13 protein-coding genes are annotated in these 16,730 nt (G+C 42.6%); 7 read left to right on the forward strand and 6 right to left on the reverse strand.

From position 1 onward, the window contains the following. Positions 1–45 precede the first annotated feature (45 nt). The 5 genes from ACXAC4_RS16620 (at position 46) to ACXAC4_RS16640 (ending at position 7,085) form a co-directional block, all read left to right on the forward strand. Complete coding sequence (locus tag ACXAC4_RS16620) at positions 46–1,302, forward strand: HlyD family secretion protein (RefSeq protein ID WP_475163533.1); 1,257 nt, start codon at positions 46–48, stop codon at positions 1,300–1,302. Between the two features lie 9 nt (positions 1,303–1,311). After that, on the forward strand, positions 1,312–2,004 hold the full coding sequence (locus tag ACXAC4_RS16625; RefSeq protein WP_475163536.1) for an ABC transporter ATP-binding protein: 693 nt from the start codon (positions 1,312–1,314) through the stop codon (positions 2,002–2,004). Beyond that, positions 2,001–4,463, forward strand: a complete 2,463-nt coding sequence (locus tag ACXAC4_RS16630) for an ABC transporter permease (protein WP_475163539.1) — start codon at positions 2,001–2,003, stop codon at positions 4,461–4,463. The genes ACXAC4_RS16625 and ACXAC4_RS16630 overlap by 4 nt, the downstream gene beginning before the upstream one ends. 66 nt (positions 4,464–4,529) lie before the next feature. Beyond that, the gene (locus ACXAC4_RS16635; protein WP_475163541.1) at positions 4,530–5,858 is read left to right on the forward strand and encodes a sigma-54-dependent transcriptional regulator; all 1,329 of its coding nucleotides are present in this window, start codon (positions 4,530–4,532) and stop codon (positions 5,856–5,858) included. A 3-nt stretch (positions 5,859–5,861) separates the two neighbouring features. Beyond that, positions 5,862–7,085: a sensor histidine kinase gene (locus tag ACXAC4_RS16640; RefSeq protein WP_475163543.1), complete on the forward strand. Its 1,224-nt coding sequence runs from the start codon at positions 5,862–5,864 to the stop codon at positions 7,083–7,085. An 18-nt stretch (positions 7,086–7,103) separates the two neighbouring features. Here ACXAC4_RS16640 and ACXAC4_RS16645 read toward each other — a convergent pair whose 3' ends face one another. Then, positions 7,104–7,715, reverse strand: a complete 612-nt coding sequence (locus ACXAC4_RS16645) for a hypothetical protein (RefSeq protein WP_475163545.1) — start codon at positions 7,713–7,715, stop codon at positions 7,104–7,106. Positions 7,716–7,914: 199 nt separating this feature from the next. Here ACXAC4_RS16645 and ACXAC4_RS16650 point away from each other — a divergent pair, with 199 nt between their 5' ends. Beyond that, on the forward strand, positions 7,915–9,081 hold the full coding sequence (locus tag ACXAC4_RS16650; protein ID WP_475163547.1) for a tetratricopeptide repeat protein: 1,167 nt from the start codon (positions 7,915–7,917) through the stop codon (positions 9,079–9,081). 91 nt (positions 9,082–9,172) lie between these two features. Here the strand turns inward: ACXAC4_RS16650 and ACXAC4_RS16655 are convergent, their stop codons facing one another. From ACXAC4_RS16655 to ACXAC4_RS16670, 4 genes are all read right to left on the reverse strand, one after another. Further along, a complete protein-coding gene (locus tag ACXAC4_RS16655; protein WP_475163550.1) occupies positions 9,173–10,588 on the reverse strand; it encodes a sensor histidine kinase in 1,416 nt (471 codons plus the stop codon). Between the two features lie 181 nt (positions 10,589–10,769). Continuing rightward, complete coding sequence (locus ACXAC4_RS16660; protein WP_475163552.1) at positions 10,770–13,643, reverse strand: TolB family protein; 2,874 nt, start codon at positions 13,641–13,643, stop codon at positions 10,770–10,772. Between the two features lie 115 nt (positions 13,644–13,758). Beyond that, positions 13,759–14,013, reverse strand: a complete 255-nt coding sequence (locus ACXAC4_RS16665) for a hypothetical protein (protein WP_349284882.1) — start codon at positions 14,011–14,013, stop codon at positions 13,759–13,761. A 134-nt stretch (positions 14,014–14,147) separates the two neighbouring features. Further along, complete coding sequence (locus tag ACXAC4_RS16670; RefSeq protein WP_475163554.1) at positions 14,148–14,999, reverse strand: D-hexose-6-phosphate mutarotase; 852 nt, start codon at positions 14,997–14,999, stop codon at positions 14,148–14,150. 185 nt (positions 15,000–15,184) lie between these two features. Between ACXAC4_RS16670 and ACXAC4_RS16675 the strand changes: the two genes are divergently transcribed. Beyond that, a complete protein-coding gene (locus tag ACXAC4_RS16675) occupies positions 15,185–15,583 on the forward strand; it encodes a YbaN family protein (protein ID WP_475163557.1) in 399 nt (132 codons plus the stop codon). On the opposite strand, the gene ACXAC4_RS16680 is transcribed toward ACXAC4_RS16675, so the two are convergent. After that, entirely contained in the window at positions 15,580–16,494 is a 915-nt protein-coding gene (locus ACXAC4_RS16680) for a diguanylate cyclase (RefSeq protein WP_475163560.1), read from the reverse strand. The genes ACXAC4_RS16675 and ACXAC4_RS16680 overlap by 4 nt on opposite strands. Positions 16,495–16,730 lie beyond the last annotated feature (236 nt).

Genomic DNA, 16,730 nt, shown 5'->3' on the forward strand with positions numbered 1-16,730 from the left:
AGACTTCCTTAATCCTTAGCATCGTTACTTATATGCAGGTTTTACATGGATATTTCGACCACCACTCAGCACAAACCTAAACAACATAAATATATTTGGCTAACCGCCGGTTTAATGACTTTTGCATTACTCGTTTTCTGGCTAAATAGCCCGTCAATACCGACTTTAAGAGCCGCTGAACTCGAAACAGCCACAGTTCAACAAGGCCCGCTTGATATTAAAATTCCTGTACTCGGAGAATATGCTTCACGGTACGAGCGCTTGATCAGTGCGCCCGAAACCGCACAGGTTACAGAAATCTTTATACGCGCAGGTGCAGAAGTAACGCCAACCAGCATCATCGCAAAGTTAAGTAATCCAGATCTTGACCAACAACTCTTTGAAAGCCAATCACAGCTAGAGCGTATGCACTCAGAATTCGCGGCATTTAAGTTACAAAAGCAAAACGAACAACTGAACTTTCAAGCCGATCTGGCCGATATGCAAAGCCAAATTCAGGCTGCACAACTCGATGTAGATGTAAACCAGCGACTCGCGCAACAAGGGATCGCCGCCAAAATAGAGTTAGAACGTGCTGAGCTACGTTTATCGCAACTGCAAAAACGATTGCAGTTCGCGCAATATCGTTTCGAAAAGCAGCAAGAAATGCACAAACTTGAACTTGAGCAACAACAAATACAGCTTAATCAACAGCAAAAACAAGTGACACTCATTGCCGATAAAGTGGCAAACCTCACCGTCACAGCAGGCATCGAAGGCACTTTACAGCAGCTCGATATTGAACTTGGGCAGCGCGTATCTCAAGGTCAGGCCATGGCACGTGTTGGCTCTAAGTCTCAGTTAATGGCGCGCATTAATATTCCCCAACGTCTTGCTGAACGCGTACAACTGGGGGCGCAAGTTAACTTAAAACATCCACAAGGGACATTTTCAGGCACTGTGCAACAACTCGGTTCAGTAGTTGAAAACGGCTTTATCATTGCCGAAGTTCACTTTGCTGAAGGCGCGCCGGCTAACTTACGCCCTGCACAGCCAGTTAATGCCTTAGTGTTTTTAGAACACCTTGAAAATGCGCTCTATATCGCACAACGTCCGGGCCTCTCGCCTTTAGGCACACAACCGCTTTACAAAAAAACAGCTCAGCAAGCGCAGCTTACACAAACACAAGTTCGCTTTGGTGAGCTGAGCGAGCAATACCTTCTCATTCACTCAGGCCTAAAAGTCGGTGACATAGTTATCACATCTGATCTCAGTCAGTGGCATAATTTCAGTCAGCTTGCGCTTGATAACGACAAACTATAAGGAACGCACATGAAAACTTTAGTGACCATTAACAACATCAACAAAATCTATCAGCAAGGACAAGTAAACACGCATGCGTTGCAAGATGTGTCGTTACAAATTCAAGAAGGCGAATTCATTGCTATTTCTGGTCCTTCAGGCTGTGGTAAATCGACATTACTCAGTATTTTAGGGTTACTTGATACCGCATCTGACGGTCAGTATGTGTTGGCAGACATAGACACAAAAAACCTCAACGTCGATCAGCGTTCGCAAGTCAGAAATAAGCATATTGGCTATGTATTCCAGTCATTTAATTTGATCGATAGCTTAACTGTATTCGAAAACGTGGCATTGCCCCTTGAACATCGTGGCGCGAGCAAAAAAGACATTAAATCCGCCGTAGAAAAACAACTTGCCGCCGTTAATATGACAGGTCGCTTAGATCACACGCCAAGCCAGCTTTCTGGCGGACAACAGCAGCGTGTTGCGATTGCACGTGCTTTAGTAGGTGAACCTGATCTGCTACTGGTGGATGAGCCAACAGGTAACCTAGACAGTCAAAATGGTGATGCCGTGATGCAGCTGTTATTAGAGCTCAACCGCCAAGGTACCACCATTGTGATGGTGACACACGACGAACGTTATAGTCGTATGGCGAAACGCCAAATTCGTTTATTTGATGGCAAAGTCTTAGTCGAGCAACAGGAGGCGGTAGCATGAGTATTTACCAACGCGCGCTGAAACATGGGGTGCAAAGGCTGATCACAAAACCAAGATTAGCCCTGCCTGTGCTAATAACATTAAGTTTAACCTTAGCCGCCGTACTCACAGTCGTTGCTATGAGTAGCAATCTAATTTTTAAGCCTTTGCCAGACATCAAAGACGAGCAAAATATTTATCATGTTGATAGGCAGGTACAGGTCTCAGAAGACTTTAAAATCTCAATATTTAACCGCCACGGAGCAGCTGAATTTGCAGATTATTATAAGCAGATTGGTGAGGTTGCAACCTTGCATGCCCGCGCCAATTTTGTACAGGTCAACGATCAAAACCTTGCCATTACTAAGCTCACTGCTTCAAATAACTTTCAAACGGTGATCGCCAATACGCCATTATTAGTTGGTGAAATGCCAAGCTTAAGCAATCAAGAGGGTGCGGTGTGGATATCTGAGAGTCTATGGCGTAACGCTTTTGCCAGCAGCTCAAATGTGATCGGTCGACAATTAGAATTAGAAGGAAACCAGTTGCTTATTCGAGGGGTATTCGCTGATTTTCGCTCGTTTTATAGTATGGATGATATCGTTTCGCAGCAAACGTGGCAGTTCTTTGATTTAGCGAGTCACTTAGCTGATGCCCCCTCAAATCGCTTTGGCGGTTCAAATAAACTGTTTATTAAAACGCAAAATCAAGTATTTACCGAAGAAATGCTCACCCAATTTTGGCAGCACTTATTCACAAAGTATGAGGCTGAGTTAGCAACTTATGTAGATATGCTTGAGCAAATGGGCACATCTAGCAAAGTTGAGCTTTATCGCGCACATTTAATGAAAGATCAAAACACACTGATTGTTTTTCTATTTATCTCAGTGTCTGCATTGCTATTCATGGCGACCTTAAACTTATTCAACTTATTCTTGTCTCACTATCAACAGCGCGAGCAAGAATTTGCCACCCACTTATGCCTCGGCTCTCCGAGAAAGCGCTTATTTATCATCGCCTTTTTAGAGAATCTACCGCTGTTCTTACTCTCTGCACTCGTTGGCCTGTTTGCCTGTGCTTGGCTTATTCGCGCTCTGCCTATTATCAGCGGTGGCAATATTGAAATGCTTTCACTGGTAAATTTAGATCTTGTGACTGTGAGTATGGCCATCTTCATTGTCTTGATCATCAATGCTGTTTTCTCTCTGTCTGCCATATTTCAGTGCGACTCGAGGGCGCTGAATCAACATATCAATACCTCTAACAAAGGGGTGAATGCTGGCAAAATGAGCCCGCTGACAAAAGCATTATTTATCGCTCAATTAAGCTCAGCCGCATTGATCATGACAGGTACTGCCCTCTTAGCCGAAGCCACTTACAACAAGGTGAACGTCGATTTAGGCTTCACGCCAGGTAATACCATGATGGTGCAAGTTGACCTTGATGGGTTAGATACCCCGCTACCGACAGAAGAACAACAAAGAACAGAGGAACAACAGCGCCGCAACTTAGAAATCCTTGATATCAAAGCACATTTATCATCTGCTGCATTAAGCATTCAGCCGCAGCTGAATATACTCGATTCTCAAGGTGAACCATTTGGTTCAAACATGATGATTTCTATGAACTTCGATGCCGATACGAATGAACAAATTACTTATATGTATAAGAACGTAGGCGCAGATTATTTAAACGCGTTTGGCTTAAAGCTTCTGGCAGGTCGTAACATCACAGCGGAGGAGCAAACTTCTTTAGCACAGGTCGCGATTATTAATGAACCTTTGGCATTGCAATTATCTCAGGATGGTACGATTGAATCAGCCATTGGCAAGCAATTAGGCACTTTACAAATTATCGGTGTTGTAGCTGACCATTATAGTATTGTTAATAAAGGCCGTGGCTATCCAACCTTAATGGCTCCCATTATGAATACAGCAGAAGCTGGTCTTTACGTCATAATGCAATTGCCTGAGGGACAGACGTTCAAGCAGTCAGAGCTTGAAACCGCCATGCTAAGTGCACATCCAAAGGTAAAACAATTACAGTTTGACTCACTGGCATCAATTTGGGACAACCATATCGAACAAGATCGCATTCGCTTTTACTTTATTTCAGGTTTATGCGTATTAACCTTGTTACTGGCCTTTGTTGGCTCAAATGCCATGGCGGTTGGTTTTAGTGAATTAAAACGTTTTGAACTGGCCATCAGAATGGCAACAGGGGCAACTCGTGTATCATTACTGAAGCGCACTTTGCAAAGCATCACGCCTTTATTACTAATCGCTGCTGGTATAGCCATTGCGTTATCAAGTATTGGCTATGGCGTGCTGCAGCAAAACCACAGTAGTCTGCCAGCACTTTCTTGGACGGCACTGGGCTTGTTTGGTTTTGCCTTGCTTGCTATCGTACTCTCAGCCATTACTTGGGTTGTTTGGGGTATTATCAATGCCGACCCGATGCGTGCTCTAAGAGAGTTATAATACCTATTCTCTGAATCATGGACCGGGCGGCTATGGTGGCCGCCCTAGAAAGAAGTACATATATTCATGCCCATATCAAAGCCCTGCATTTTAATTGTCGACGATCATGACGACATACGTTTCGCGCTCAGTTTATTACTCGAGCAAGCCGGTTTCCGTGTTGTTGAAGCCGAAAACCCATTTGCCTGCCAACAAGTATTAACGCGTTTGACCCCCGACTTAATTTTGCTTGATATGAACTTCTCTCGCGACACCACTTCAGGTCAAGAGGGCCTCGCCTTACTGCCTAAGCTTACAGCATTGAATATTCCGGTCATCTTAATGACCGCGTGGGCAAACATTGAACTTGCGGTAAAAGGTATGCAACTCGGCGCAAAAGACTTTGTTGAAAAGCCATGGCGCAAGGACGCCTTATTAGCACAGATCGCCCGGCATATTGAACCTACCAAAGTACAAAGTGATAGCGCTTCAGCTTGGGTGGCACATTCTGAGAAAATGCAACAAATTGAGCAATTGGTTCAACAACTGGCACAAACAGACGCGAACTTACTGATCCTGGGTGAAAACGGCACAGGCAAATCACAACTTGCACAACGTATTCACCAACTCAGCCACCGTCGCCAAGCTCCCCTGATCAACTTAAATATGGCGGCCATCACAGATAACTTGTTCGAAAGCGAGCTATTCGGTCATCAAAAAGGTGCTTTTACCGATGCCAAGGCTGACCGTTTAGGGGCATTTAGCCAAGCCCAGTCGGGTAGCTTATTTATGGATGAAATAGGAGCGCTGCCCATTCATTTACAGCCTAAATTATTGCAAGTATTAGAAACTGGACAATTTACGCCACTGGGCGCGAGTGCGCCAAGCAAAGTTGATGTGCGCTTAATTGCAGCAACCAATCAGGATATTCCGCAAGCCATTGCTAATCAGCAATTTCGTCAAGACTTATATTATCGACTGAATACCTTTGTTATTACCTTGCCACCACTGCGAGCCAGACAAGCTGATATTTTACCTCTTGCCGAGTACTTTATTGATAAATACAGTCAGAAATATAATAAGACTCGACCGACTCTCGACCAAACTGCCAGCCAACGGCTACTTTCGCATGACTGGCCGGGCAACGTCAGAGAGTTAAGCCACACCCTTGAACGCGCAGTGCTTATCTGTCAAAACGAGTCCATTGATGATAAAGACTTGTTGATTGAAATGACGCATTCAGAGCAAACATCAGAAGTGCCAGCAATGACCTTAGAAGCACTCGAAAAACAGCGTATTCTGGATGTGCTAGCAGTAAATGAGTCGCAGATCAGTGCCTCTGCCAAGGTATTGGGTATTTCACGTAATGCGCTTTATCGTCGCTTAGAAAAATATCAAATCGATTTGCCTGAGTAAGCCATGAGACATACTCAAACTTTCAAAGTAAAAGCGCTCTTAACTGCTTGTGTACTGCTATTACTCACTTTGAGCAGCACTTTACTTTATACATGGAGCAGCGATGTGTTACTCACTGCCAGCGTATTTTCTGTCTTAGCTTATTTGTTTAGCTACATAGCGTACCGCATATATTTGGCTTGGTTTGAGCCCATAAAACAACTACAAGCCTTTGTGGATGCTAAACAACAAGGGCAAACCAATCTCAGTTTACACTTTACCGATCACAGCGCCCCCATTGCGCAACTCGGTATGCAACTGAGCAATTTATTTCATCAAGATGAAGCACAGCAACAGCCGCTGTTTTTTTCACTGCTGCAAAGCTGGCCAACACCGATTGCAGTATTCGATGAACAACAAAAGCTATGCTTTTTTAACCACAGCATGCATCAGGCTGTAAATCTGCCATTGCTCACCGGTATGTCACAGGTTCAAACAGGCTTTAAAATCTCGCAGAATAATGTCTGTCATGATGATTTCAATCAACAATGGCAGTTACAATTATTTAAGCTTAAAGAGCAAGGTTACACGCTGGTAAGCGCCTTGTTTATTGGTGAGCAATTACAAAAAGCCAAGCGCCAGAGCCAAGCCGATTTAATTCGCATATTATCCCACGAACTCACTAATTCACTGACTCCCATGAGTTCGATGGCAGAGACTTTATTAGAATATGATCCACTGCCTGAGTCGCAAACTCGCCAAGCTCTGACTCGAGTCAAAAGCCGCAGCGAGGCACTGCTGAGCTTTATAAAGAGTTACGCTACCCTTAGCCGGTTACCTGAGCCACATGCTCAGCACTTCGATTTACAAAGTATCGTACAAGCGTGTGCAGATGAGCAAAATGTTGAATTACACTACTCTGGCGCCAGTAATTTAATTGCTGATGCAATACAAATAGAACAAGTGCTGATTAACTTAATAAAGAATGCCAAAGAAGCGGCCGAGTCAGACGCAAAAGTCACCATACAAAATCAAGTCATAGGTAGTTGGCAACAGATCACAGTCTGCGATAACGGCCCAGGTTTTGCCAATTTAAGCAATGCACTCACACCGCTTTACACAACTAAACCGTCGGGACATGGACTTGGTCTGGCTATCTGCCAAGACATTATAGAGAGACATGGTGGTGAACTCTCTTTGAGTAACCACCAAGAAGGTGCAAAAGTGACAATACGCTTGCCACTTTGATCTTTATTCTGCGCAAATTTAAGCCAGTACAGGACGGCGATAATAATGAATACAAGCCAATTGCGCAGCATTGGTGAGTAAGATCATCACAAACGTGAGCACGTGTGCCACGCTCACTTGCGTCATATGTAACTCTGCACTCAATCCGGTTAAACCAGCAATGAACTGCAGCGAAAAGTAGCGAGCACTCAAGTTCGACACATCCCCACTTTTAATGGTTTTATAGGTTTGGGGCATAACTCTGACTGAGCTCATCACTAAACCCACATAGGTTAGGCCATTTAACAAACTTGCCGCATCGGTATTTGGTAATAATAACAGCCCAAAAGGCAGCACCGAGCACAGCAGCATCACCGCCAACTGTCTACGCTGCTTTTCATCTGAGTTATAGCGCACAAAGTAATATAAGATCAGCGCACTCAAGGCGCCGGTCACCACAAATGGCAACACCATAAACAAGCGGTCAAAAAACAAATTGTAAGCAATAAAGTAACTACTCTGTGCCACACCAAAGCTCATCATCATCAGTGACAGCCCTGACACACTGCGATTACGGCGCACTTTATTAATTAGAGGCCAAAAACTAAAGACTAAAATGAGGGATGAAACGATCGGCAAGTAGTCGAACAACGCAGGCTCCTGTAACGATATTGTGAACAAGTAAAAAAGGCGTAACCACCAATAAAACACGATGTAAAATACTGATTTTTATTGATAATTAAAAGAGGGCGCGCATTTTAGTGAATAACTTTACAAATACAAGCATACGAGGTAAGAATAGAAATTGAGCAGTGCAAAGCTAGATTGACAGATAACAAGGAGCTGTATTTTGCGTTATTTAATTATGTTTCTTTTCATCACTTTTATTTTTACTGGGTGTAACACGACGCCAGCACCTAAACCTGAAAAAGAACCTACCCCCTCTCCCCTAACACTTGTAAACCCTAATTTATTCAAGCTTATATCCGTGCCTAGTGAAGAAGAGATATTCGCACTTCCAAAAGCTGAAAAGTCGAAATTTCTGGCAGAGTATAATGAATATATTTCACAAGGGCTCAGAGCTGACAAAGCTATTGAAAGATACTTAGACAGCACTATGGGTTACTTCTCATATGACGCAGAGACCTTCACTGCAAGTGAGTCTCAGAGTAAACAACAAGGAAACTGTGTTAGCCTAGCTATCTTAACCCAAGCCTACGCGAACGTCGCAGGTGTAGAGACTGGCTTTAGAGAAGTGTCTACATATCCTATTTTCAAAAAAGAACAAGATCTTCTTATTGTCTCTACGCACTTCAATACTAAACTTTATGCCCCCAAAGAGTCAGAAGAAAAAGATAAGGATTGGATTCAAATTTTAAGAGCTGGCACAGTCGTAGATTATTTCCCCCAACAAAATACGTTTTATCTTGGCAATGCGACTTACTCAAACCTTGTGTCTAAGTTTTATTCTAACTTGGCTACAGATGCGCTAATAGATGAGCACTTTGATTTAAGTTACTCACTCATCAATGAAGCTCTAAAATTCACACCTAAAAACCCTGAGCTAATTAACCTATTAGCCATTTTGCACCGCCGCGCAGGAGACACCAAAACAGCTGAACAGCTTTTTCAATTTGCTATACAGCATAATTTAACAAGTAGTAATCTCATTGCGTCATATCGATTTTTAGCCGCTCAACAGAGTAATACTGATTTAGTTGAAAGACTTAATGAAGAACTTGAAAAAGCAGCCAAAACGCCATTTGATTTCTTGCTAATTGCAAAACAAAGCTTAGAAAAGAAACACTTTGGAAAAGCAAAGAAAATCCTAAATAAAATCATTGAACAACACCCTTATCTACCTGAACCTTACTTCGAATTAGCCAAGGCCCACTATCTACAAAATGATCATGACCTCGCAAAAGAAGCTTTAGAAAAAGCCATCAAAATGTCTGATTCTCAAGAAAAAACTGGGATGTACGAAGCGAAATTAAAATCACTAGAGCTTATGCTTTAGTATTTTGAAATCAAAAAGCCCAGCAATTGCTGGGCTTGTATAATACTTATAAACCTATAATAAATAAGACTATTCAATTAAGCTTATATGCTTAAGAGAGGATTTGAGCTTCAGAAGTAACTTTATCTTTGCGATCATTGTTAGAAAATACATCAGGTAGTGACATCGTAAATTGACTACCTCCCCCTTCTGTTGAAGAGACACTTAAACTTCCACCTAGTTGCTTTTTGAGTAAGTTGTAAGAGATTGATAAACCCAGACCGGTATTACCTTCATGCCTTTTAGTAGTAAAAAAAGGATCAAATATATGTGCTAAGTGCTGTTCACTAATACCTTTGCCATTATCTTTAAAGTGAATATATATATGATCAATTGTCTTTTCGATTATTACTTCTAGTTTCTTCTCTGACTGTTCAGTCTCAAACGCATGATCAATGGTATTGTTAACAAGATTCGAGATTACCTGCGCGAGTAGACCTGGGTTAGTATAGCGTGCATGACGACTTGCAATATTATACTCAACCTGCACTTTGTGTTTTTTCAGCTTAGGGCTAAGCGTATTTAATACTTGTCCAACATACTCTTCTATTATGACTTTTTCACGAGTGGGATTAATTTGGTTGGCCGAGACGTTTTTAAAATCATTCATTAGATGCGCCGATCTATCAAGGTTTGCCAATACTATTTTGAGCGCATCACCAGAGTGGTTCAGGAAATCACTTAGCATAGACTTGGTCAATGTCTTACTCTCTAGGTTTGCACTGACTGCACCCATTTTTTCAGCACATAAACTCGCCGCGGTTATCGCAACACCTAAAGGCGTATTAACTTCATGGGCTATGCCAGCAACCATCTCTCCGAGTGCAGCCAATTTTTTACTTTCCGCGAGCTCTTCTTGCGCTTGCTTAAGTTCATAAATAGTGGCTTCTAGTTCTTTTGTGCGCTTTTTCACAATACTGTCGAGCTCTGCATTAAGGTCGCGTAATGCCTCTTCATATTGCAAACTTCGGTGTGCATTGATCGCCCGTCCATACAGCTCAGCTAAAGTAGATACAAAAATTAGTTCATCATCTTGCCAATGCTTGAGGTGCTGACCTTGATGTTCACAGCAAATGATACCGATCATTTTACCGTTTCGGCGTATTGGCACGTCTAGCATAGAAGCAATGTTGCGAGGTTTTAAATAGACCTCAGAAAATTCAAAAGTGATTTTATCGTTCACCGCATCAGCTGCAGCGATGATTCGTTCGTTATCTAGATTTTGGAAGTAAATAGGAAATGCTTGGCGGCTCAAAAAGAAGTTATCGAATGTTTGAAATTCACCATTATCGAATAGGAGGTGACATTTTGCGCCACTTTCATCTACAGACCACATAGATGTACGAGATATGTTTAATCCGTTACAGCATGCTTGAATGATTAAACTACCAGCCGTTTTAAGATCGCCACTATCAATTTCTGGGCTTTGGCTAATTTTAAATAATATTGTTTCGAGTGACTTATCCATACCGTTATTGCTAGATTAGTTCCTTTATCGCAATAGTATAATTCAAGCAGCCCCTTTTTTGGAAACAACTTCGGAATGTTAATTATGACTCAAAACTAAAAGCTGACTATTTATAAAACAAAGCCTTATAAGATGGGTTACCAAAGAAGCCTGCTTTAATAACCCAACAAGTCATTAACGCCTACAAATCAAACCAAAGCCCAAGCCATGCGCGGTTTTCATTTTCAAAACGTTCGCTTTCAACGCGGCTTAAGCCTATATCAATACGTAGATCACTGATCCCCGCAGGAGCGAATTTTGCACTCCAATCGCGACCATTAAACCAGGTGGTCCATTTGACTCCATAGCTTTGCCCAAACACTTGGTTATCTAATTGGTGCTGTTGGTAGTAAAGCCAAGGCGCACCTTCTGACATTGCCACACCACCACCATAACCTTGATAACGCTCAGCAACGCCGGCAAAGAAAGGTAAATCTGGTTTATAGATAGTATTTGCCATGACGTTTTGGTCAATCAGACTCGATCTAAAGCCACCTAAATTCAAGAGAGAATCTTCACGCTTCGCTTGCTCAGCTTGTATATACAAAGGCATGTGAAACGCTTTGCCGAATATCGTCGCAGCAAGGTTATAGCCCTGCCAGTCTGTCTCGCCTGATTTGCCGTCTAGCCACTGGGCTTTAATTTGCTGGCCAATCGCAAATGCCTGTTTGTCATATTGCCAGCTTTGTTCCAACCCAAGACGCAACCAGCGTTCGTCTTGGTTTCCTAAGCCTGTGTCTAGTTCACTCGCATGTACGGCAGCATGGCCAGTCAATGACAGCATATTTTGGCGATAGCTATGGCTAACCTGCGCACTAAGCCCTGTTTGTTGCAGCGTATGCGGTGCAATTACAGCGAGTTCTGCCCCACGACTTTGCGCTGCGGTATCTAGTTCAAATGAAAACGCCTTTGCCTGCCACTCGGTATTACCTTGTTGCATTTTTACATCGGCAAAACCACCAACTAGGGTGCTGTCGCCCAAGCTTTTGCTTAGCCCTACATGCCAACTGACTTCTTCTAAAAAGTCAGAGCCTTTTACTCCTAGGTGTAGCACTTCAGTACTGGCACTGTAATACTGCGAGCCCAAGGTCATGGATGCACTATGATCCCACTTATCATAGGGTTTACTTTGCAATGGCTGCTGGTAAATCTGGGCATCATCAAGTTGCACGGCTGCATTTGAAAGTTTAGGGGCTTGCTTGGTGTCACTCAACTCAGTGACCAAATTGGCAGTGTTATTAATTTCCAGTGTGTAAGCATCTGGGCCTTCTGACGAAACACCTAGATACAGCAATTCACTGTCGTTTAACTGCTGTGGAAAACTCACCACATGCTGGCCTTGGCTTAACTGCAACAACTGCTGCGTGCTAAAGTCATAAGCATATAGATTGATCGCACCCTCTACGCCCGCTACGTAGAACAAGGTTTTACCGTCTTTGGACCAGCTCGGCTGAGTTAAGAATTGATAACCTTTTGGGGTGGGTACTTGAAAGTTGTTTTGTGTTTGCGTATCTCGCACATACAACTGCCAGTTTTGATTCAACCCTGATTTTAAATAGGCCAGTTTATTGCCGTTTTCAGAGATCTCAGGATAATCATATGTATCACCAAGCTGGTTGCTTGAAAGTACGGTTTCAGATCCATTGTTGAGCTCTAAATTCACTAAGTGTGAATAACCGTAGCGTACTTTTTCAGCCACGATGGCATTGTTGTTTTTATCTATCGCAAAGCGACGAATACCCGCATCTTCAGTTAACTGTGTGACTTGGTTATCATCAAGCGTCCACTGAAATAATTCGCCTTGCACCGCATACTGATCATTTTGTTTTTGTACCGATGCCACGAAATAGAGAGTATTTTCATCTTTCCAACGCGCATAGCGAATGCCTGAAAAATTACTTGGCGTAAGGGTGTGCTTTTTTATTCTGCCAAAGGTCTCTGGCGCATTATCTGCCACATCTTTAGGATCTGCCGCAAGTAAAGCCTTTTGCTTTTCATTGAAGTCTTTTTCAGCTTTTTCATTATCTTTTGTCGCATAGATATTAAGCTCAGTGCGACCTTTGCTATCACGCTCAGTGACGGCAATGTGTTCCCCGCTCGGAGATAAGCGCAAGTTTTTAGCATCAAACTTAAAATCATGCCATAACTTAGCATCCAACTCAGGTAAGTCTTGCGCAGAAGCCATGCTCAGGTAGGTGTATTCGGCGACAAATCGCTTATATAATTTTGCAGGGTGGTCGCCAAATACGCCCTTAAACGCCTCGTCAAAATCACGAGACTCCACCGCCTGCATACGAGTCCAAACAGCGTCTAAGGTCTGCTCACCATAGTTCTTTTCAAGCCATGCCAAGTATCGCACACCGATTAAATATGCCATTGAGCCACTCAAATAACTGTCGTTACCATTATTGAGCGCTGAATAAGGCAATAATGCACCTTGGCGAGCAAACTCCGTGAGTAGGGCTTCAGTGTAGTTATCAAATAAACGGCCTCGACCTGTCATTTTCGACTCCATCAAGGTGGCATACCCTTCTGCCACCCAACGCGGCATGATCGCAAGCGCGATATCGTATGGGTCCCATACATCACGAAGTGTTTGTCGCCATGTACTGCGGTTAGGTTGAGATAAATGCACCAAATGAATGTACTCATGCAAAATCAATAGCTGTTGCCAACCACTGCTGTTAGAGATCACGGTGTCTGATTGCGGTGGCGTGGTAAATAACGCCATTAGGGGCTTATCGGTACTTGGAATAGCAAAGCCGTTTGCACCATGGTAAGGGTCAAAGACCACCACATCGGCTTTGGCTTCTAAACTGCGATTTTGCTGCTCAAGTACTTTATTGCGAACTAACTCAAGCTCATGTGCGGCAGATTCTGCCCAGCGCTTATGTCCTTGCGTGTAATGTACATTGAAGTGTTCGGTTTCTATGGTTTGCCACGTCGGTTCGGCATAACTCATACTCGACAAAGACATGAGTGAGCCAAGGGCGACTTTTTTCATAACTGAATGCATGTTCCGTGATCCTTTCTCAAATATGCGTATAAGCATAAGGGAATCACATTGTTAAGAATGTAGGCAAGCCGTATGAAATTGTAACATGGTGTTATGTAACCAAAACCAAGGGGGTTCAGAAAAAGCTATTCTCGCCCTGCTCTGGCTTTGCCAAAGTGATAAATAACGCCAAAATACCACCAGCCACCACAAACATAGTGACCGCCAACAGCATACTTAGTCCCATATAAAACATAGCGCTGGCTATGATTGCCGCCGCTAACCAAGTCGCAATATGATGCAAATATTTAAATAGCGGTGTGTACGCTCTAATATTGACCAAAGCCATTATCATTAATACAACGACAGCTAAACTTAAAACAAAGATCATTACCCTTCCTTATTTTTACTGTGTCAGACACCATCCTTAAAACTGATTATATGCAAATAAGAATCATTATCAAGTTTGATTTATAAAAAAAGCCACATCATGCAATGCAGCTTTTTAAAATGAATGAAAAGCGTTTATACCCAGCGCAATGTCGTTGTCAAAGTATGACTTTGCCCCGGTTCAACGGTAGCAGCGTCATCCATTACATTTGCCGCTTCTAGACACAACATGGTTTTATATTCGTCATCTCTAAAGTTGCTTAGACGCTTAGACTTTTCAATCCACGGGTTCCAAAGCACGCAAGAAGTAGAGCTTTCACGACCCACTTCAATGTTACCGTCTGGCGTTCTAATAACTTGAACCGGTGCAGCTTGGGTATACACCATGTCTGTTTCACGGGCGAAACCGACGACTTCATTTTGATCAAATGGGCCTTCACCAAACTCAATAAACTTCGAGCCCTGTAAGCCATCCACTGTCGTCGCTTCAATGTTTGGTGTCGGGAAATAAGTATGCAGTGCTTGAGTTAAAGTAAAGGGTGAATCACCCAAGTTTGTGTTAGTTAGACTCACTTTTAACTGTTCTGTTAAATGAAATTCAACTTCAAGCTTAGATTTATGCGGCCAGTAGGTCCCATCAACCAAGGTCATAGGTAATGAAAGCTTAATCACAATGGCTTCATCGCTTTCATGTACTTCTTCAGCACGCCACATTAATTTACGTGCCACACCATGAATTGGCCAGTCAGGGTCGCTATGCACGCCAAACCATGGCCAGCAAATAGGAATACCACCACGAACGGCTTTGCCTTCTAGATAGTCTTCATCTTCTGACACCCAGATCAAATTGCCTTTGCCAACAGGCGTGAACTCTGTCAGTTGTGCACCTTGTAAAAAGATTTTAGCACTACAACGCGGACCGTCGACATTTAAATACTCGAGTCCAGACTCCGTGCGCTGGATAGAAACTGATGCTGAAAGTTCCATAATTCACCTAACTTCAAAATTTTGATATCTAGAATACATTACCGAATAACCCCACTCATAGTAAACATATAAACGTCCAAATGAAGCATCTTCACGCAAACGTCATACATCAATGTTACTGAAAAACTCGCAAACTAATAACTCTGTGATAAGCTTAAAATATTACATGTTGGCGAGATTAATTAATGAGCAAAAGTAGTCTTAAACTCTTTAATAAATGCTTTTGGCTGCATGCTGCAGGGATCATTTTTGTTGGTCTTGGTTTTGTGGGTATGGCCTTACCTGTTATGCCAACCACCATTTTTTTTATTCTCGCGCTCGCCTGCTTCACACGCTCTTCACCTAAATTCGCCAATTGGCTACTTACACACCCTAAGTTTGGTGAGCCGTTAAGACTTTGGCATGATCATCAAGTTATCCCTATCAAAGGAAAATGGGGAGCAGGTTTAGGTATGCTACTTGGGTATATGATTTTGCTATACAGCCAACCCGCGCTATGGGTGCTAATACTGGTTGCAAGTATCGAAGTGGCGGTGATGATTTATATTCTGTCTAAACCTTCTGCACCGCCTGTCAGTATTTAGTCAGCGCACTTATAGGTATTGCGCCCTGCGTCTTTTGCTTGGTATAGCGCCTCGTCTGCACTTTGCATCAAAGACTCAACCGAGGCACATGTTTTGGTGGCAGATGCAACACCCGCACTAATAGTCACTACACTATGCTCAGATTGACTATGTTCTAACGCCATGCCAGCAATAGCACGTACCAAAGTTTTGGCAATAATCTTCGCGCCTTGCAAAGGGGTATCAGGTAACAGTACGACAAACTCTTCGCCACCATAACGACACACAGAATCAAGCGGTCTTCTGACAATTTCTTTTAGCTTATCAGCCACTTGCTTTAGCACATCGTCACCGGCCAAATGCCCATAATGGTCGTTATACTTCTTGAAAAAGTCGATGTCGATCATGATCATAGAAAGTGAATGAGCTACACGATGACGCTGCTTCAGCAGTCTTTCTACTTCAGTATCAAAGAAACGTCGGTTATAAATACCTGTTAAGCCATCAATAAAAGAATAGTTACGTAAAATATCAGCTTGAAGTTTATATTTAAGATGCGTCTTTACACGGTTTTGCAGGGTTTTAGGTACGATAGGCTTAGGCACAAAGTCCACAGCGCCCGCTTCCCAACACTGTAACTGACTCTCTTCATTGGCGTTAGAGGTAACAAATACTATCGGGATTTCAGATAACTTAGGCGTTGCTTGCATTTTTTTACAGGCTTCAAGCCCTGACATACCTTCTAGTACCCAATCCATCAAAACTAAGTCTGGCTGCTCTTCTTGGCAATAGGCAATTGCTTCTTCGGCTGACTCGACTGTTTTTACATTACATATCTCTTGCAGACATCCCTCTAGTAGCCTGCGCATTAGCTCAGAGTCATCAACGATTAATACTTCACAACTAGCAAGGTCACTGACATCTTTAAACATAACTCAACTTTTCCATTTATAACTCTGGGAGTACACCTTGCAGCTTTTAACTTAATCGATCTGAACAAGTGCTGATATGAATACCAATTTTCAAAATAAATTACTTAATTAACAGTGATAGATATAACAACTAAGCGTGTCACCATTAAATACCTTTATCGACCAAGATTACAACAACTTAAATACCTAAAATCAGACGCAAAACCAAACTATACTAGTTCAGTAAATTCTTTTTT

The organism is Pseudoalteromonas sp. AWM4_233 (assembly GCF_056158285.1).